This is a genomic window from Pseudomaricurvus alcaniphilus, assembly GCF_011440395.1.
Lineage (GTDB): Bacteria > Pseudomonadota > Gammaproteobacteria > Pseudomonadales > Cellvibrionaceae > Pseudomaricurvus > Pseudomaricurvus alcaniphilus.
Genome location: NZ_JAAOIX010000012.1, coordinates 67919 through 90177 on the forward strand (window position 1 = coordinate 67919; position 22259 = coordinate 90177).

The 22259-nt window shown below is 55.5% G+C and carries 1 protein-coding gene (cut by a window edge); it reads left to right on the top strand.

What is annotated here, in order from left to right:
- Positions 1 to 22259, top strand: the 5' portion of a protein-coding gene (locus G8764_RS19680; protein WP_166167091.1) for a DUF4347 domain-containing protein. The gene runs 10957 nt beyond the window's last position; only the first 22259 of its 33216 coding nucleotides appear in the window; the start codon lies at positions 1 to 3; its stop codon lies off the right edge, out of view.

The following is a 22259-nucleotide window of genomic DNA, read 5'->3' on the forward strand; positions in this document are numbered from 1 at the left end:
ATGAATACCTTTTTCAGGCGGGGCAAGAAAGCCCGCAAGGCGAGTAAGAAGAAGCAGAACTTGCAGCTGGAAGCGCTGGAAAACCGGGTTCTGCTCTCGGCCGATCTCGGCATTACCGTCGCCGATCTCGAACAGCAGGACGACGCCAATGCCACGGAAGTCATCAGTGCGGAACTGCAGCTGTCCAATTTTGACAGCAGTGAGTTCGAGCCACAGATTATCGCGGTGGATGACAGCCTCACGCGGCTGGCCGAAGCGCTTGCAGGCGCAGCTGCAGCGGCGACTGATGAGCCGGAGGTGGCGCCAGCAGCTGGTGCGGAGAGCTCCGCTGCAGCACAGCAAGCAGAGTCCGGGGCCACAGCGGCAAGCGAGAGCCCCACCGCAACTACCGCTACAGAAGATTCTGCAGTAGCAGCGGATCCCGCCCTGACGGCGGCGGACCTGTACCTGCTGCAGCGTATGCAGGCAGCACAAATCTTTATTGTCGATGCCGCCGTGCCGCAACTGGAGTCGGTGGTCCGCGACCTGGTCAACGCGGAATCCAGCGCCATCGCTGACACCATCAGTAACCTGGGCGCGACCTCTGCTGAACTACCGTCTCTCGACAGCGCTGCAACGCAAGCAGATCCGGAAGACGGCGACGACCACACTGCAAAACTGTTGACGGCCAGCTTGCCGCAGCAGTTGGCGCTCAATGCCGACCGGGATATCAAGGTCTTCGTGCTCGACAGCGAGCGCGATGGGGTCGAGCAAATCAGCAGTATTCTCGATTACTTCGAAAGCGTGGCTGCCGTGCACCTGCTTAGCCACGGTTCCGCCGGAGCCCTGTTCCTGGGCAGCAGCAAACTCACTTCCCAGCAGTTAAAAACCAATCAATCCCAGTTAAAGCGTTGGGGTAATGCGCTCAGCGATGACGGTGACCTGTTGCTTTACGGTTGTGATGTGGCCAACGGTGAACAGGGGCTGGAATTTGTGCAGCAACTGGCGCTACTGACCGGCGCCGATGTGGCGGCCTCCGATGATGCCACCGGTAATACAGCGGCGGCGGACTGGGAGCTGGAGCAGACTGTGGGCCTGGTGCAAACCAGTACCTTTATCAGTTCCAGCCTGCACGGCACACTGAATACACCCACCGATGGCAACGACACCCTGACCGCCAGCAGCGGTACACTGGCGGGCCTCAAGGGTGACGATACCTACGATATCGACACCATCAGCGGCAATATCACCATCACGGAAAACAAGACCGAGGGCGACGATACCCTCGACCTGTCCGGTGTCAACCAGGCGCTCACCATCACCATCAAGAAAGGCGATGTGGTGCAGGTGAGTAATGGTACCCATACCATTACCGCCACCCATATCGAAAACATCATTGGTGGGCAGCAGAACGATACCTTTATCGTCGAAAAGGGCGCCAAACTTGCCGGTGAACTGGACGGCGGTGGCGGCACCAACACCCTCAAATATACGTCCACCAGCAACAGCTACAGCAATGAAGTGGCGATCGATTTCTCCGTCGGCAGCCAGGCGGACACTGGCCGGGCTTCCGCTATCGACGGCTTTGCCGTGGGCGGCATCAAGCGTATTCAAGAGGCGTTTGGTGGCAAAAACGACGATATTCTGCGCGGCAGTGACGTCGCCGATAACCTCTCCGGCGGCGCCGGTGATGACACCCTGCAGGGCAACGGCGGCGCCGATATTCTGGTCGGCGGTGAGGACGACGATACCTATCGCTTCAGCGGCAGTAACTGGGGCGGCGCAACCATCACCGAATTGCTCAACCAGGGCAGTGATACACTGGATTTCAGCAAGGTTTCCAGCTCCCTGACCTTCGACATCAATAACCCCAACCTGAATATTAGCGACGGCAGCCAGACCATCTCCGGCGTGCAACACGTTGAAAAGCTGGTGGCTGGCAGCGGCAGCAACAGCTTCGTCTTTCGCAACGACTGGGCGACACAAATAGTGGTGGAAGCAAAATCCTCGGCTAGCGTCAGCCTCGATTTTTCCAACGTTTCGGATGACCTGTATTTCACCATCAAGGCCAATGGCAAGGTAGAAGTAGCCGACGTCGACACCCGCACGGGTGGCCACCGCGCCATTATCGAACAAGTCGATAATATTACTGCGGGCTCGGGCAGCAACCACTTCCGGTTTGAGGCGGGAGCCCAGATCAGCGGCAATTTGATGGGCGGGGCTGGCGTCAATATCCTCGACTACAGCGGCTTTGGCCAGACCATCGACCAGATCAACTCAAGCGCGGTTGCCGGGATCGGGGGCACCCTGTCGACAGCCACTAACGGCACCTGGCAGGTGCTTGGCAGCAGTAAGCAGGATCTGCTGCAGGCTACGGCGGGCGGCCAGACGCTGTCCGGTGAGGGCGGTGATGACGTTATTCTCGGCGCGGCCGGTAACGATACCCTGACCGGCGGCCGGGGCGACGATGTGCTCAGCGGTGGTGGCGGCACCAACAGCCTCGCCGGTAACAAGGGCGATGATACCTATTACATCAGCGAAGGCCTGGGCCTGGACAACATTATCGAGGCCCGCAAGGAGGGCACGGACACGGTCAGCTTTGCCGGTCGGGCGGCGCAAACCTCACCAGCGCTGGGTGCCATTAATCCGGTCACCAGTGACTTGACCCTGACGGTCAGTGCTGCGGCACTGACCGTGAAAGAAACCGTTAGCAGCAACAACAAACTCAGCATCGCCGCCGACAGCTTCCCCTATATCGAAAACCTGGTGGGCGGGGAAGGCGAAAATAAGTACACCTTTGTGGATAATTGGGGCGTAGGCATCGTCAATAGCAATAAATATTACGCCGATCGCATCAACATTGACGATACCCACAGCGCCAGCGGCAAACTGGGCAGCCTGGATTTCTCCGCTGTCACCAGTGACCTGGTGTTTGTCATCAGTGAGCAGTCGGGTGTCACCCAGGTGACCGTGACCACGGTGGTTGGCGGCAAGCAGTACAAGGTGGTCGCCAGCGGTATTGACAGCCTGGTCGGTGGCTTGGGTGATAATCAGTACCGTTTCGAAGGTGCCCCTGTGCTGGGCGGCAGCCTGCAGGGCTTTTCCGGCAGTGGCAGCGCGACCCTGGACTTTTCCGCTTACGATGGCGGCAGTGGTCATGGCGTTAAAGTGGACCTGGCGGGCACCGCCAAGGCCGTCGTTGACCCCGCCAATGCCTCCCTGGATACCGCCCTGGTAGTGGGCGGGATTAGCAATATCAATGACCTGATCGGCAGTGACTATGACGATGAGCTGACCGGGGATGCCAGTAACAACGCCCTGAGTGGTGGCGACGGCGCCGATGTGCTTAAAGGCGGTGATGGAGAGGACACCCTTATCGGCGGCAAGGGCAGCGATACCTTGCAAGGTGAGGGCCACAACGACACTTATCAAGTTGAATCGTCATGGACCAAAATCGATATCGGCCAGCCGCTGGGCCAGACCGATACCATCACCGATAACGATGGTAGCAACACCCTCGAGCTGTCTGCCATCAAGAAAGACCTGCAGGTGGTGCTCAGTGATCCATTGAGCGGCACTGGCGCCAATATTGATGTGAAAGTCACCCTGCCCGGTGGAGTGGTGAAAAACACGCTTTCCATTGCGAATGCCAATAGCGACTGGGACATCAATACCGGCGCTGGTGACGACACTGTCACAGTTACCGCCGCGGCCAGTTTTGGTGGCGACCTGGATGCGGGTGATGGGGCTAATACCCTGGATTATTACAATGGCACCGATGGCAGTAATGGCTATGCCGGTAGTGTCAATGTCAACCTTTCGGATACCAACTCAAATGGTGTCAACGCCGGTACGGCGACTGGCTTTGGCAGTATCGCCGGTATCGGCGATGTCTATGGTTCCTTTGCCAGCGGCGGCGATATCATTATCGGTGACGACCAGGATAACACTATATACGTGGGCCGCTGGGCGGACGGCGATGATGCACATACCATTATCGGTGGCGGCGGCAGCGACACCGCCAGCTTTGCCAACTTTACCAACTCCAGTTTTCACATATTTGCCGACCTGGGGGTCGACGACGCCGGTGTAAGCGACGTCACCCTGGACGGCGATGCCGGTAAAATCATTGCCCAGGTCAGCGAAATCGTCAACCTGATCGGCGGTGCCGGAAACGACACCCTCAGTGGCAACAGCAGTGCCAACTTGCTTGATGGCGGCGCCGGCGACGATAGCCTGACGGGAGCCGACGGCAACGACATCCTCATCGGCGGTGATGGCGACGACACACTCGATGGCGGTGCCGACGACGATACCTATCAATTTGCTTCCGGCTGGGGCCAGGATGATATTGTTGAAGCATTGGATGAAGGCACCGATGCGCTGGATTTCTCCGCTGTTACTGAAAATTTGACCGTCAATATCGGCCGCGACGATGCAGCCGCTGTAGCGATCGTTGATGCGGTTAAGCGGGGAATTTCTGTCACTGATAACAGTTCCCCGACAGCGAATACCGTAACTCTGGCGGCGGCTGCTGATCCCGCAACCCGCTCTGCAGGTTTTAATGTCGAAAAATTCACTGGTCTGAAAGACACCGATACCCTTGAGCAGGCCAATGTAATTCTCACCGCGGCTATGCAAGATCAGCTGATCGCAGGCCTGGAAGCTTTTAAAGCGATTGTTGAAAAAACCGCAACGCTCACCGAACTGACCGATGTGTTGGGCTTTAATGTTCCGCTGCTGGGCCAGGGTAATGATCTGGCCAGTTTGCTGTCGAGCACGGCTGCTGATGTTGGTGCGGCAATTGTTGAGCTTAAAACAACAATAGTTGCGGAACTGGATATCCGCATCGCAGCGATGAAAACCGCGTTTTGGGGAGATGCTGCGGCTACGGTAAATGACGATAGTGCAGATTCAGATACCGATACGCTGCTAGGCCTGACTGATGATGGCCTGGTCACCGGTAATAAACTCTTCAGCATCACCCCTAATACCCGCTTGCTGGAAGTAGGCGCCAGTTTTGAGCTGGCAACCCGAACTCAGTCGTTAGACCTCGACCTGGGTTCCACGCTAAGTGAGATTCCTGGTGTAGATGTAAACCTTTCTCCAAATGTAACAGCTACAGCCAGCTTTGACTTCGCGTTGGGTATCGTTGAGTCGACGGCAGGCGATGCTACACCTGAATACTATATTGCTGACCCGGCGTTAAATTTTGATGTGTCGATCTTTGACGATCAACTCTATGCGAGTATGAATCTGGGGCTAATCCAGGCGGCCATCGGTGGGCCCGGCGGCAGTGACCCGAAGGGGGCTGTGGCTCTGGAGCTGGGGCTTGCACTGGCAGCTGACGGTATAATCAGTCAAACCACTTTGCTTAATTCCCTTACGACACTGGAATCGCTGCTTAGCTTTTCAGCAGATACCGATACGGGAATTACCGCAGACTTGCCAATTGTCGTTGATACCAGCGCTTTGGGTATTGATCTGCCTTCCTTGCCGGTTATCTCCCTGTCAACACCGAGCCTGCCATCTATCGGCAGCTTGTCCGACCTGATCGACTTTTTCGCTGTTAACATGAACTGGGAACTGCCGGACCTGAGCGATCTCTTCGACCTCAGCTCCATCAGCCTGGACCAGCTGCTGGCCATGCTCAGTAACGGGCTCGACTTCCTGCTGGATAATTTCGATTTTGACCTGAAAATCCCGGGCATCGATATCTCCCTGGACGATATTTTCGGTCAGTTGCCGGGTATCGACGGGCTCGAGGATATGCTCGCTGACTTGCGCGATCTGCTCAGTGGCATTGACCCCAGTATCGGCCTACAGGGTCTGGAAGCGTGGTTGAATGGCCTGTTGGACGACCTGTTGCCCGACACCTGGCCCATTCCCGCCTTCCCCAGCTTTGATCTCGGTTGGGACGGTTTCAGCCTCGGCATAGACTTCGATTTTAATTTCAGTCTCTCGGATCTGTTGCCCAACCTGGAGCTGGATTTCGATATCGACCTGGCCGACCTGGGCCTCGATTTCCTCGGTGACGCGGTTACCATCGCCGCCGGCGGCGAGCTGGCAGTCGACGCCATTCTGGATATGAACTTTGACCTGGATGTTGAACTGCAGGAATACGCCAAGGCGCTGCTCGGCAATAGCTCCACCGACCTGGCCAGTTACGTCTACCTGGGTGATGACACCGGCATCGATATCGAAGCCACGGTCACTGGCGACAACCTCAATGCCCAAGCCACCCTCGATCTACCCATTGATATCGGTTTTGTGATTGCCGGTGGCGTGGCGCTGGCCAGTGCCAACGCCAGCCTCGGTCTCAACGCCAGCAGCAACGGCCGCTATAACCTCAACCAGCTGAGCGCTGGCGCTTTCGACGCATCCGCTGGCGGTAACGCCAGTATCGAGCTGCCCATCTTTATGGGCATTACCGATGCCGGGGTCGGCTTCCTGCCTATGGGCGGCACCGAGGCGGATCTCAATGGCGATGGCTTTGGCGACAATGTACTGCACGCCGCCTTTGGTTTTGGTATCGACGGCGGCGGCTTTACCACCGACGACCTGTTGATCATCACCCCCGATTTCGGCGGCTTCGACTTGCTGGGCTGGTTGAACAACCCGCAGAACCTGCTCGATGGCCTCGGTGGCTTCTTTGATGGTATTGATGATGTTGCCGGCGCTATCGATGCCATTGAGCTGCCGCTGATTGGCGGCGCCCAGTTTGACTCCCTCGCCGGCAGCCTGCGCGATATCCGCAGCCTGGTACTGGGTGACGGCAGCAGCGGTCTGCAGTATGAACTGCAGCAGATGATCGACAACAACGAAACCCAGGTCTCGGCGGTAATTCTGGGCCTCTTGCGCCAGGAGCTGTTCGACGGCCTCTCGGGTATCAACAGTGACTTGCTGTCTTTCGTCACACCCATCCTCGATGACAACGGTGAGCACCAGTATGGCACTGACGGCAAGTTGCTGACCAAGCGGCCGCAGAGTGCCGACGACATTCAGCTGGTGCTGAACGACGCCGGCGAACTGACCTTTAACCTGCTGTTTGGCGGCGCCCTGATCGGCGAAAAACTGGAGTTTAATTCCGACGGCAATATTGTCGCCTGGCAGAACAATGTGCAGGTGGTGCTGGATGTTAATACCGGCAATGTCATCCAGAACGATACCAATACCACTGTGGTGGATTCGAACGTAGACCCGGTCGGCCTGCCCATTGATTTCTCGGTCGGCATTCCCGGTCTCGGCCTGGAAGCGGATGCCAATATCGATGTTAGCCTGGATTACCTGCTGGGGCTGGGGCTTGGTCTCAGTCTCGGCGACGGTGTGTTCCTGGATACCTCGGGGGTCAATGAAGATGGCGAGGAAATCGCCATGGATGTGCTGGCGGTACTGGATACCGGCAACACGCCCATCACCGGCACCCTCGGCTTCCTGCAGATGGACCTGTTAGGCAACGCCAGCCTCGCGGGCCATTTGGGGGTGGACCTGGACGGCGGCGCAGATGGTCGTCTCACCTTTGGTGAAACTCCAACGCTTACCGTAAATGCAGGCGCCGTCGCTGCTGCAGATGTGCAGGCCACGGCTTCGACGCTGTTCGACTTCCTGCCGCAAATGACCGCCGGTATTGAGTACAACCAGGTATTGGGCGACGCCAGCTGGTCACCCGGTGCCGATTTTGAGCTGGAAATGGGTGATCCAGAAGTCGTGCTGCGTGACGTAACCCTGGACGCTGGCTCCGTGATGGGCAGCTTCCTGGGCGAGTCGCTGAATGTGATCAAGGAGATCATCGAGCCGACCCGTCCGGTGATCGATTTGCTGACGTTAGAAGTTGATCTCGGCATCGCCCAGTTGCAGCTGATCGATATGGCCTACCTGAAGCTGCCAGCGAAAACCGTGGATACGGCGAAGAAAGTCATCAATGTGTTCAAGAGCACGCTGGAGTTTATCGATTCCCTCGACAGTGTCGGCGGCGTAATTAACTTCGGCGACTTCTATCTTACCGACGCGTTCCTGGGCGACCCGGATTCGCAGCCGTCCAGCAGTGATCTCAAAGCCCAGGATGGCAGTAGCCGCAGCGCGCCCACTGGCGGCTCGGATTCCACCAAAAAAGCCAGCAAAGGACCCGACCAGAAAGGTCTGGATAGCAGCGGTGAGAAAAGTTTCCGCCTGCCCATTCTGGAAGACCCCTCCACTATCCTGGGCCTGATTACCGGCAAGCCGGTGGATCTGTTCTGGTACGATCTGCCGGACCTCGACCTTGAGTTTGAATACAGAAAATCCTTCCCGGTATTTCCGGGCCTCAACGCCGGTATCGGCGGCAGTGTTGGCGTCGAGACCAACTTCGACTTCGGCTTTGATACCTCGGGCTTTATCCAGTTCCAGGAGGCCGACTACGCCACCTCGGAAATCTGGCGCATCATGAACGGTTTTTACCTGGATGATCACGGTCTGGAAAACACCGCCGGTGACCTCGATGAAATTACTCTCAGGGCGGCGTTGTCAGCAAGCTTGTCCCTGGGGCTGGGTGGCCTGGTGGAAGCCGGTGTGGAAGGGGGCCTTGAAGCCCTGATCGGATTCGACCTGAATGACAAACTGAGCCAGTTTGACAATGGCTTCCCCATTGGCGACGGCAAGATGTACGGCGCCGAACTGATTGATCGCATCAGCCACGGTCCGCAGTGCCTGTTTGATATTCATGGCTCCTTGTCGGTCTTTCTCGAAGCTTTCCTTTGGGTTGGTGTCGATCTGGGCTTCTCCGAAATTACCATTTTTGAAGCCAGGGAGCGCTTTGTCGACGAGATCATTGCCACCTTCGAATGGGAGTGTGTACACGCTGCGCCAGAGCATATCTCGGAAAAATCTGGCAGTGAGGTGAAGCTGAAGTACTCCGGCAGCGACTCCGGCGGCCAGCACGCATACACCGTGAAACAACTGGATGCAGCAGACAATACCGGTGGCTGGACCATTGAAACCCTGTTCCGCCAGGGCTTCCTGGATTTCGATTTCTACACTTCCGCTGAGCTGCGCGAACTGACCACTCGCTTGAGCAGCTACGATGGCCATGATCTGCTGGTGATCAGTACCGGCCAGCGGGTTGAAGTCTACAAGGCCAGTGAGATAACCACCATTTCCACGGCCGGCACCAAGTTCGATGATCACTACCGGATCAGTAATGTCGACAGCCATGTGCAGTTTATCAACCTGGCCACCGGTGACGGTAACGACCTGATTGAGATTAACCTTGATGGCAAAGCGGCCAATGGCGATGCCAATCGTAAAATCACCATCGACACCGGTGACCATAATGACATTGTCACGATCAATGGCAGCGCTGACGACACCATGGGCAGCATCGTTATTGACGGCGGTGCCGGCGATGACCGGATCAAGGTGGCCGCGGCGATTACTGCCAATATATTTGCCCTGGGTGGTACCGGCAGCGACAGCCTGCGCCTGGATGGTGAACAGAGTAACTACAGTTTGTTTGCCGCCTTTGGTGGCGCTGGCAACGATACCATTATGGGCGGCGACAACACCGACTTTATCTTCGGTGACAATAATTTTGATTTAAACCAGATAGACAACTTTATCAGCGCCGCACAAACCGCTGCCGCTGGCAGTGGTGCCATCAATACCAGTGGTACCGCATTGGCGGGTGTGCAAGCGCAGTCTCCAGCCGATAAAGGCGGCATGGATGCCATCTTCAGTTACGGCGGTAGAGACTATGTGGAAGGCGGTGATGAAACCGTGGCCCTGGTCTACAGCAACAAGTCTGACGATGCCGTGGTCCATGTGGGCACCTACTTTAACGGCTACGATCCGGAGCTGCATAACAAGGTGCTCAGTGTCTATTACAAGCCGGACGGAACGCCGCTGGATATGCAGGACTATATGGCGGATGGCACTCTGTCCGCCTCGGGCCTGCTGCTTACCGATGTGATTCTGCAAAACCGTCACGGTGACCTGATCAGGACCGACGCCGGTGACGATACTGTGTTTGCCGGTAAGGGCTTCGACGATATCAATGGTGGAAGCGGCGCTAACTATGTCGATGCCGGTCTGGGGGACGATATTATCGATGCCCGGGAAAGCTCCGGTACGGTGCTGGCGGACGAGGGTGACGATGTTATCGAGTGGCTGTATGAGCCGGGCACAAACCTGGTTGTGGATGGGGGCACTGGCGATGATCGCCTGGTTGCAACCCTGCAGGACCAGAGCGATAGCGGCACCAGCCAGGGTGTGTATATCTTTGCTGATTCCGGTGCGGCAGTGCTGGCGGTTGATTACGCCCCGGGAAATTCCCCGCAAGATCTGGCCACCATTAAGGCAGTCGACCCTGCGGACAGTAGTGATACAGTCGATCATATTTCCCTGACCGGGGTCGAAGCACTGACGCTGGCGCTGGAAGATGGCAGCGACACCCTGATGATAGACGATGTGATCGCTACCGACCTGCGTTCCATCGATGTCGATGCCGGCTCGACCCTGAAAACCGAATTCTATGCAGACCGGGATGCGGACAACAACAAATTTGCCTCCCGCGCTGATAATCACCTGCAGTTCCTGCCTTTTGTGGCCGACGGATCTACTGGCGTTACCCTGATTTACATGGATCAGGAAATCAATATCTCCAGCTTTGATGCCGCTGGTATTGCGGCCGCGCTGAATACCGCGCTGCAGTTGAATATCAAAGCCGACGAACTGAACAAGGCTGAATTCGGTGGTCAGGAGCGCTGGATTATCGACTTGGCTGAACTGGGCGTTGATGTCGACCTTAATGCCAATTATGAGTTTTTGAGCCTGCGCTATAACGGCGTTACCGAGCAGGCCGCGACCGCGGTCGCCAATGGTGGCATGAACGCCCAGCAAGCGGATTACTTCTACCGTGCCAGCCTGGCTTCCGGCGATTACCTGTACGATGCAAATGGTGATCCACAGTTGACCCGTCACTATATAGCGTCAACCCAGGCATCGCAGGCCCAGGAAATTGAAGTGGGCCAGGGGCTGGACCGAATTACCTTGTATGCCGGCTACCAGGATAATGCGTCGATAAATTACGGCCTGGGGTCAAGCAACTCTGTAGACGTTTACTCGTGGATGACGGCAGAACAGGTGCAGGCAGTGCTGGATGGCAACAGTGAGTTTGCCGGCATTAGCGTATCCGACCTCTATGTAGACACCAATAGCAATTCCATTGTCGATGGCGCCTGGAGCTTTAGTGGGGCTACCGATACGCTGGCCTACAGCTACCAGACCCAGGACTACAATGGGGTGCTGGAAAGCATCGAAGATACCCGTGTGGTGGATACCTTCTACCGCGCCACCGGCTTCAGTGCCGGTTCGGTGAGTTACTTGTTCGAAAACAATGAACCCGTCGTCGCTATCGAGTCGCTGTTAAGCGGCAGCAGCCTCAGCTGGGCTGACTGGATGAGCGGTGCCAGTCTTAAATACGGCAACGAGACCGCGTCACTGGCGACCGTTGGCGCACTGGTGGAAGAAGCCAAGGCCAGCGCCACGCCGGACTACACCAAAGCCACGGTTGCCCTGCAGACACAGCTGGATAACTTCAGTGCCAGTGGCAATATCAAGCCGGTGCAAAGCGAGAGCAATGGCAATCCGGTCTGGACAGTGTCTGAGCGCATTGCCCCGGCAGAAACGGTTACCTACAGCATCGATAATGAGGCGGATTACCTGTTTTATCGGGGCAGCTACCAGGCGCTCGACCTTTCCGGCAACGATGCCGCTGACCTGCTCAATGTCGCCGCTGCAATCAAGCAATTAACCGGCAGGAATGTGGTGGTTAGCGATGACGGCAGCCACTGGTCATTCTCGGTGCCGGGAGCCCTGGAAAAGCCGCTGCAGTTCACCGACGGGGCTGACCTGAGCACCGCACTGCCCACACCAGTCGGGGCTTATGTGTACAGCTTCGCCCATGCCATCGCGGCCGATGCCGCCAACGTTTCCCTCAGCTATAACGGTAGTGCTCCCGAGAGTATCGATCTCAGCGGCGATGAGGCCGCAGATCTGGTCAGCATCAATGCGGCACTGAGCGCACTCAACATTGGCCAGGATACTTCGGTCTCTATTGTCAAAGACAAGTGGCAGGTCAGCGTTGCCAATCCACTGGCATTTGACCTGCAGATAATCCAACCGCAAGCCACCGAAAACGCTGTGGATATCAGCACCTATTTGGGTGATACCACCGCTGCCGTCACTGGCAAGGCATTCGACCTGACCCTGGCCCAAGGGGCCGGGTCAATTGAGCTTTATACCGAGGTCGTCGAAAACCGGGCTGCCTCGACCCAGACAGAGTCCCAGGTTAGAACTGAAATTGAGGCACTCGCCCATGTTATCCCTGAATCAATATCGATAATCGATACCGATCCTGATAGCGGGGTCGACTGGCAGGTACGTTATGCAACGCTGCAAACTATCACCATCGACAACAATTCGACCGACGTTAGTATCAAAGCCGATATTGCACTCAATAATAAGATCAATATTGCCGATGTAGATGTGGTCGATGATGGCAATGGCAACTGGCAGATCAGTTTTGCCACCGATGCCGGCGGCATGCAGGCGGTCGCCTACAGTGCGCTGCCGGACAACCTGGTGGTTGAATTGCCGTGGCAGGAGTACAGCCTGGTTTCGGAAGAGCGCATCTTCGATCGGGTTGCGGCGGAGAACTTCCAGGATGTCGAACAGTTTATCATTCCAGCTATGGCCGGTATTACAGGCATTACGCTGCAATTGAAAGCCGGTAGCAATACCGTGGATTCCATCGCTATTGCAGATGTGCAGGATGCGAACGAGCTGAAAACCGCCTTTGCGGCATTAACTGGTGCAACCGCTGCCAACATCGTGGTGGTTGAGGAGAACGGCGGCTGGCGTGTCGATCTGGGTCAGGCTTTGGCCGACCAGCAGTATTTTCAGCTGACGGGCACCCGCAGCGACGGCAGTGCCACCACCATTCAAATCAGCAACGCGATTCAGCAGAATGTACAGCAAGCGATCAGTATTCCCTCCGGCTTCACCACCTATTTGCTCAGTTATAACAATGGTACAGCGAAGCAGGTAACAGAAACACAGCTGCTCAATGGCTCTGCGTTTAACCTGGCGGCGGGCTATATCAATACCATTGACCAGGCCATTGCCAGTACCGATCCACAGGTCACAGTGACGGAGTTTGTCGACCTTGATAGCTCAGCGCCGGAGCGGGTTTTGCACCTCACTATGCTCGCTGGACAGGACGAATATTTCAATTTCGTATTGCAGCCGGTTTATGAAACGGCCGCCAAAGATATCAGCAACGTCTCTGACACCGCGAATATCAGCTATATGAAAACCGTTGAGCAACTGCAGCAAAACGGTGAATGGATTAGCCTGACTGAATCTGGCAATACCGCGGTATTCGATTTTGAGACCAACACCAATACGACCGGCGAGTTTTTGTCGGCGTTCCAGGTTGTTGAACGTGAGTTACCGCGTCAAATCCTGAAAGATGTCTGGGACTTCAACGCCGAGGGAATTGCGGAAAAAACCGGGGCCAAAGACTGGTTCCTGGACCCCCGCATCATTGTCGACGATAAGGTCGACGCCATCAGTATCTTCGGTTCCGACAGTCTCAACGACCGGTTTGTGGTGGGTAATGAAATTATCAATCGGGGTGTAGAAGGTCTGGAAGAGATCCACTTCGATGTTATGCAGGTGACCCATACCCAGGAGACTGTCGCTGATGACTGGGTGGTGATAACCCTGCGCAGCCTGACATTGGATTACGAGGCGGATAATTCCGGTACGCTGGTTAACGATACCGTCAACATCGACGCACTGGGCGGTCATGATACCTTGCTGGCCGGCGCGGTGCCCAACCGGCCGGATGTTGTGGCGGGCAAGGATGTATTGCTGGGCAAGGTAGTCAATCAATTGGGCTTGTTTGGCGGCAGTGGTAATGACCAAATCGTCGGCAGCCTGTTCGAAGATTATATTGATATGGGCGACGGCATTAACCGCGTCACCGGTGGTGAAGGCATTGATTCGTTTGTTAACAGTGGTACTGGCGCATCATCCAATACGTTGATTGAGTCTTTCGGTACGTCCAATAGCACCTTTGTGCTGACCGATGACAGCCTGGCGATTACTTTTGAAAAGAAAACCACCGAGGAAATTAATGGTGAGTTGGTGGCCGAAACCAAAGAGGTGACTGAAACAGAGTCCGATGCTAACGGTAATGGTATCGGTCTGTTCGACTACTTCTACCTTTACGGCGGCGCTTTCGATGACAGCTTCGGTATCGGCGACTTTACCAAGCAGGCAGTGTTAGACGGTACCGAAGGCGGCGACACCTATACCCTCACCCTGAGCGGAAATCTTAGCGGTGCATCCAACGTTCGGGTTGTGGACAGCGGCCAGGGGATTGATACCGACAGTGTGATCCTGCAGGGCAGCGATGCTGACGACACCATCCAGCTGGATGTCGAGGTCTCAACCTCCGATTATGAACTGGTTATGACCGGTGATACCGCTACCCTCAGTTATAACGGTGTCGCGGCCCAGATAGACTTAGGCAGCATTGGCAGTGGCCTCGATCCGAATGCAGCCGCTGGCGGTATTAGCACCCAGGCCAAGCGCGATCATATTGAAGCCAGCATAGAAGCCCTGGCAGGCATCAATGATGCCACTGTCAGCGGTGACGGCACCTTTACCAAACCGTGGCGTATCAGCCTGGTGGATGTGGATGACACCAGTCTGCTGCTGACGGCGACCTCCAGCGGCGATAGCCTGACCGGTATAACCACCGCCTTTGTACAGCGCCTGGATGCTGGGATTGCGGACCAGTTACTGGCCGGCGCACCGGATATCGATTCGATGTTCGATAACCCGATCAACAAGTCACAGCTGTTTAATCGTATCGCCGGCACCGCCAGCGATGGCGAGTCATTTACCCTGAACTACCACGACACCAGTGTCTCGTTTAGCTACGATGCCCAGAGCAGCGACAGCTATTCGGCGCAATTGCTGGCCGCCCTACAGCAAATTGATGCCACGGTGCAATTGCTGGGTGACGGCACCGAGCAAAGCCCCTGGCTGGTTACCTTTGACTCAGCAGTGCAGAATGCAAAAGGCGACTTTTATCTCTTAACCCTGAGCGGTGGTGTTGCCTCTGATTTCACCAACCCTGCCGATATTGCCGATGCGGCCGCCGAGACCCGGGCCTCGGGCGACCTGAGTGCTACGGGCAATTACCAGCGGGTTTACTACAACTACACCACTGAGCGGGTATCGATTCATGGTCGCGCGGGTAATGACACCTTTATAGCCGATGATACTGCGGCTGCGATTAGGGTTCATGGTGACCAGGGTAACGATAATTTCCTCATTGGCCGGGTACTGAAGACCAAGACCGTCACCGTAGATGGCCAGCAGGTGCAGATTATCGATGATGCCGATACCGATGGCGACGGCATCGGCGATGGTATTACCGCTGGTGTGAGCTACAACGCGGAATTCTTTGGCGGTAGCGGTGATGACTACTTTGAGGTCAATCACAATGTCGGTGAGTTGAAACTGTTTGGTGAATCCGGTGACGATACATTCTTCCTGAAAGCCCATAAAGTCGAGCGGGATAACGAGATTGTCGAGGACGATGGCGGCAAGATTACCACCGGTGCCGGGGATGAAGAGGGCACTGTTGACGAGCGCGATAAGGATATCCTGCTTGACTATATCGAGAACAACCGGGTCGAAATTTTCGGCGGCTCCGGTTTCGACACGGTAGTGATAGCCGGTACAGCGCTGGAAGATAAATTCTATATTTACACCGATAATGACGGCCAGCAGTACCTGTTTGGCGCCGGTCTGAAACTGGATAATATCGACAGTATCGAACGTTTGGCGCTGGTGACCGGTGCCGGTGATGACCAGGTCTGGCTCTACGGCCTGGATGAAGGCCTGAGCCTGCTATTGAACCTGGGCTCTGGCGATGACACGTTGCACCTGGGTGGTGCCCAGCAGGAGTTTACAGTCACCTACCCCGATTCATCGGCCAGCTATACCGCTACCCAGACCGTGCTGCAGGAGATCCTCACTAACACTGCCCTGACCACGGACAATATCAGCCTGGCGCGTCGCACCCTGACCCAAACCGAGAAAGATGCGGCCTTCCGCGAATTCTACGCCAAGTGGTACCCCGAGGGTGCCGACCCGACCAAGGTCTCCATGACACCCGAGCACTGGAACCTGCTCGAAGCAAATGTTGCGGTCGCCCTGTATCACTTCGCCAATGCGGTAGAGAATACCGATACCTATATTTATGATCCCTACAACGAGTGGGTTACACACTCGACCAATCTCCTGTTTTGGCAGGTTCAGTGGTCGCACTGGCACGATAACTTCGATGCCAGCAAGGTTCCATTTACCGATCAAAGCAATATCAGCAGGTTTTCCACTTACGAGATGAACACCAGTGCGATCCGGGCCATGCTGGACGACACTACACCGCTCAATTATTTGAATTCGGGTTCCTCCGGCAACAACAATTTCTATGCCTCACTGGTTAATGGTACGGCGCCGAAGATGCAAGCGCGGTTGCCGATCGATGGCGTGCTGGAATTGATGAAAGGTAACAATATCTGGATCGACGGTTATCGCGGTGGCGGCTTTGGCCAGCTGTCGGTGGACGACCTGCTCTACGATGAGTTCCTGCGTTACGCGGTCGACTACGCCCTGGCAGGGGACCTGATCCACGTTCACGACCCAATCGATATCCATGGCCAGAACGATATCCTCGGCGATAGCCTGTACACCACCCAGGTACAGAACAAGGGCAATATGCCCCACGCCCCCGGAGTCGGTGACAAGTGGCATATGAACCGCCCGATCCAGAACAACTACAGCGGCGGCGACCTGCTGGCGGACTTGCTGGCCCTGTTCTACAAAGTCGAAGCCACCAATGACGTCGACTATAACCAGGTGGAAACCTGGACCGCAAAAGCCACCGAAGGCCTTGCCACCTACCGTTTCGATACCTTGCCGGAGCGCTCCGAAACCCGCTACCTGCCCGAAAGTTACGACCTGTCGCGGATTGCCGGGGTAGTGCGTGTGGCCGGGGCGGCGGGAGATGACTCTGTTATCGTCACGGCCGAAAGCAGCGCTGCGAATACGACCCTGGTTGCTGACCTGCAGGCGCAAACCCTGGAGCTGGGTGATTTCAGTTTCAGTGCGACACCGCCGGCAAGCTCAGTGGTTGCCGAAATAGAAGCGCGTATAGCGGCCGGTGAAACAGTTTCCCAGAATGACCTCAACCTGGTCGATGACTATTACTACGACGACGCCCACACCATCAGCCACTTTGATGTGCAGGATGCGTTGATTCGGGCGCATAAAGAACTGGATATAGGCGTTCTCGACAAACTGCTAAATAATCAAATCGTTGACGTTAGCGTGGACATCTCTATCGACCGTGTGGTGCCGGATTCGGGCAATAACCCCGATCCGGATGGGCTGTTTAACCGCACCCTGCAGTCGGTGCTGACGGATGTCAGTGCCGCCCATGGAGTTGTCGCTGCCGCAACTGTAATCTGGGATAACACTTCCGGTACTACCATTGCCGCTGATCGCGCGGCCTGGTTTGATTCACTGCTGGACTTTGCCAATCGTGGCCTGGAGTTGATCGACCAACTGCCGTCGAATACCACCGTACCTGAGGGCACCCAGTTCTCATTGACCGCACTGAATGCCTTTATCAACAGTGACGAATTGGCGGACTTGAAAACACTGAACGGCAGCCTGTTCGATAACCTCAGCGCAGCGCTGAACAACCTGCTCTCCTATATCACCCTGGATATCGTCAATACCGATAGCAAGACCGCCAACCTGGAAACCATTGGTGACTCCGGATTGAACGTCTACCTGCCCAACAGTCACGGCACGGTCACTTCGTCCGGGGTGCAGTTGAGTACCTATATTGCCGAACGCTCCTACCGGGATGACCTCTGGTCGCAGTACGATGTCGATCTCGGCAACCTGTGGAACAGTCGATTGGATCTGGCCAATAGCAGCATCGGTTTTCTCGATCGACTGGTGGCCAAGCCCGATAAAGATGGCAACGACTCGGAGGCTGTTGCCCTCACTACCCAGGGCAACGCCGATCCGACCCTGGTGAAAATCGTTACTTTCGGTTTGCCCGGCGCCAATAATTTGCTCGTCGGTGAAGGCGATACAGCCACTGAAGACCTGGCGGCCAACAAGGTTGAGATGCTGAAAGAATATGTGCAGCAACTCAACTCCCTCAATGACGCCTACTATACCCAGAGCTATTACAGTGTCGATGGCGCCGGCGATAAAGTGTTGAGCGCAGTGGCGATCAATCGGGTGAATGGCCTGGTGGATGGGGTTGAGGCACTGGAAAATAATGTTTATCTCACCGCTGAAAACTGGAACGACTATGTCACCGCGGTCGGCCAGACTGGCATGGTTGATTTTGACTTTACGGATGCCAATGTTAAAAACCTGATCGAAACCGCGTTTGCCCAAACCCAGCGTACCGACATCAAGGCACCGGTTGAAGACGGAACCCGGGTGAAGCTGGATAACAGCGGCCGTATCGGCTATTTCGATATCCAGACGGTGAAGGATGATAATAACTTCTTCCTGCCCAGCCTGATCCAGATTCGCGAAGACTTTAGCCAGGCTGTTACCGTAACCGCCCAGGAAGGCTATGTAACTGCGAAGGCCAATGCCTACGATGTCGTTTACGATACATTGACCCTGAGTGAGGACGGCCAGGACCTGAATTACGGCTTCTTCCTCAACTCGTTCGAAAATATCGATCTCAACCTGAATACGATTTCCAGTGCAGACACTGAACTCGACGTGGGCACAACCCGCTACATCGAAGATCTGGTTATTACTACCGGCGCCGGTGCCGATAAATTGAATATCGATAGCAGCGCCCCCCTGAGTACGCTGCTGGTGGATACCAATGGCGGTGCTGATATTGTCGATATTGCCGCGTCCGCTACCGCCAGCCTGGTGCTGACAACCGATGCAGGCGAAGACCAGGTTACCCTGACAGAGCTGACCGGCAGTATCAGTATCGACACCGGGGATGACAGCGACACCATTACCCTGTCCGATGAGTTCGCGGCGAATGGCGCCATTATCGAGGTTGACGGCGGCGCCGAGGGCGATATTTATACCTTTACCGTCGCCTCCGCTATGACCGGCGGCAGCCTGATTAATCTCAATGATACCGGCCTCACGGGTGATGACACCTTGCTCTATAAGGGCAGTAGCGATCGGCTTAACGGCGACCTGATCCAGCTGGACACCATCAACGCACGCACCCTGGCGGCGTTTGGCGCCTTTGGCAGCAAACTGGGCAAAGAAGGTGAAGGCCTGCTGATCTCGCACTTTGATAACGTCGCCGCCGATATCAACGCTGTTGATCTCGACGATACCGATGCCTTGATGGCGGTGAAGAAAACCACCCTGAGTGACCCGAATAATTACCAGGTTCTCAATTATACCTCGCTGGAGAAAATCACCATTCACACCGGTGACGGTGACGATAAGGTGATCAGTGATGACACCACCAAGGAAATCGATATCTTCGGCGGTAAGGGCGATGATGAATTCTATATTGGCTCAATACTTGGAACTGACGAGGTTTCGGTTGAAGGCCGCTTAATCGATATCGTCACTGAGGTCACCAACGGCAACTCCTTCAAGATGAATATTTATGGTGGCGACGACAATGATTATTTTGAAGTCAACCATAACTCGGAGGATATTGGTTTATACGGTGACAAGGGCGACGACACCTTCTTTATCAAAGCCCTGCTAACCTTGAACGAAGACGAAGACCTGGTCGAACTGGAGAACAAGGTCGCGACCGTCAGCGGTACCTTCGGCGATAACAGTGAAGTCAGCGACAGTGACGATGATGTGCGCCAGGTGGACGTGGATTCCCTGGTCTACGTTGAAAACGCCAATATCAAGATCGACGGTGGTGCGGGATTTGACTCTGTTGCCATTGTCGGCACGGCGCTCAGTGATACGTTCTATATCTTTACCGAAGAAGACCCCAACACCCAGGAGACCGTTCAGCGCATCTATGGCGCGGGCGTCAAGCTGCGGGAGCTGCTGAATATTGAACGTATCCAGATTATCACCGGTGCCGGTGATGACCGGGTCTATATTTATGGTGTTGATATGGGTGCAGTTGCCGACATGGTGATCAACACCGGTACCGGCAGTGACACTATCTACTTTGGTGGCCCGGAACTGGAGTTTGACCTCAACTTCCCGACCCGCAAGCGCACCGACTTCGCCACCGTGGATGGCTACGAAGGGGGTGGTACCGCAGCGGTTAATTTCGGCCTGGATATAGAGCTCAGTAGTCATTTGGACCGAATCGTACCCTTTGAAGTGGTTACCCCCGCCCAGACCCTGACCAAGAAAGTCGCCGCAGCTCCTACTCTGGCCGGCATCCTCAACCCGGTGCTGGTGCAGGATCCGGACGGTTATATAGATACGATCGTATTCAATAACCAGGCCGGCCCCAATGAGTTGACCTTTGAAGATCGCGACCTGCTAAAGAAAGAAATCATCACCGATGTCACCAAGGTGACCTTCCCGACCACGAGTAGCACCAATAGTGCCGGTGAGACTGACCTCATCGCTGACCTGGTTACCCGCGACCTGTCCAATGCGACTGCCGCGGAAATTGCCGCCATCGCCGAGGTCAAGGAACTGGTTAACGACTATCTGCAAAACCAGGTAATTTTTACCGATCGTTATAACGATCCTGATACGGATACCGGTCCGGGGCTTATCAGTCGCCTGGCGGCATTGACCGGTAACCAGGCAGAAGTGGTAACGATTGCCGACGGTGTTTCCTATGCTGTGTTCCAGAATACCCTGGAAGATGACGACAGTATCACCACTGCGCGTCAGCAGTTGTTCGATTTTCTGCAGGGTACTGGCTATACCATTAACTACAATATTACCAACCCCTCTGGCACTCAGGACCTGTATGAAATAACCAGCATCAGCAATGGCTCAAACCAGCTGGCCTTTGAAGCCCAGTACAGTGAGACCTTCAAGGACGGCGATACATTTCTCGACCTCATAGGTGTGAGTCTGGTGACTGCCGTGGCAATGGACGTCGAACTGGGTTCGGGATACCTCAAGCCGACCGACTCCAGTGACCCGAATAACCTGCAGTACTGGAACGTGGCGCGCACGGATGAACTGAATACCGTGTACGTCAGTGGCGAGTCACCGAAAGTGTATTTCGATGCGCTGGAAGAAATAAAACTCAATCTGGATGCAACAGAAGCTAGCACGCTGATATTGAATAATGATCGCTATAGCGGTTTGACCTTCGTTCAGGGTGGTGCGGAAAACGATAACTTCGAAGTCCAGTCCATCGCCGGCCAGACTTTCCTGCGCGGCGGTGCCGGCAATGACACCTTTACAGTGGGCCAGGGTACCGTCGACCAGATCGATAGCGAGCTGTTCCTGCTCGGGGAAGAAGGTACCGACAGTATTGTAGTGCACAGCGAAGATCTCACCGGCACTACCGATGTGGTGCTGGAGAAAAATACCGTACAGCACGACTTGCAACAGGAAAAACTCAGCAAGGTTACCAATGCCCTCGAACTGGACATTGACGATTCCACCACCGAGGGCGCCGCGGAGAATGCCGCTATCGGTGCCGAGCTTGAAACCGAGTCGGTAGCCTACGCTGAAGAGGTGGCGCAAAAGGTGGATGGGGCCGATTTGCAGGCGATTGCTTTGCAGGCGGCTAACGAGCTGGGCATAAGTCTGGAGGCTGCGCTGGAAGCAACCAAGGCGGCTTTCGAGGCACAGGTAGACGACCTCATTAGCGACCAGCAAAACATCCTGACTTCCTTCCTCCAGAGTAGCCTGGTCAATTACTTTAACGCTCGCAATGCCGTCGCTACCAAAGAGGCGTCCGTAGCTCGAATAGAGGCGCGCCTGGAAAGCCGGGCCGATTCTGCAGTGCGGCAAATATTTGGTAGCTGGGATCTGTGGAAAGACCAGGTGCTTGCGCCCACCAGCGCCTGGCTGACCGCTAACAAAGGCAATTGGTCAGCCTGGTACTTGTATTTCAGTGTCGGCAACCCGCAGGACTTCGACGCCAACCGCGTGCTGGCAAACTATAACGCCACAACTAAAATCCTCACGCTGCCGCTGAAAATGCGTATCTATGGTGACGGCATCTCCAGTGGTTACAAGATCGGTAACGG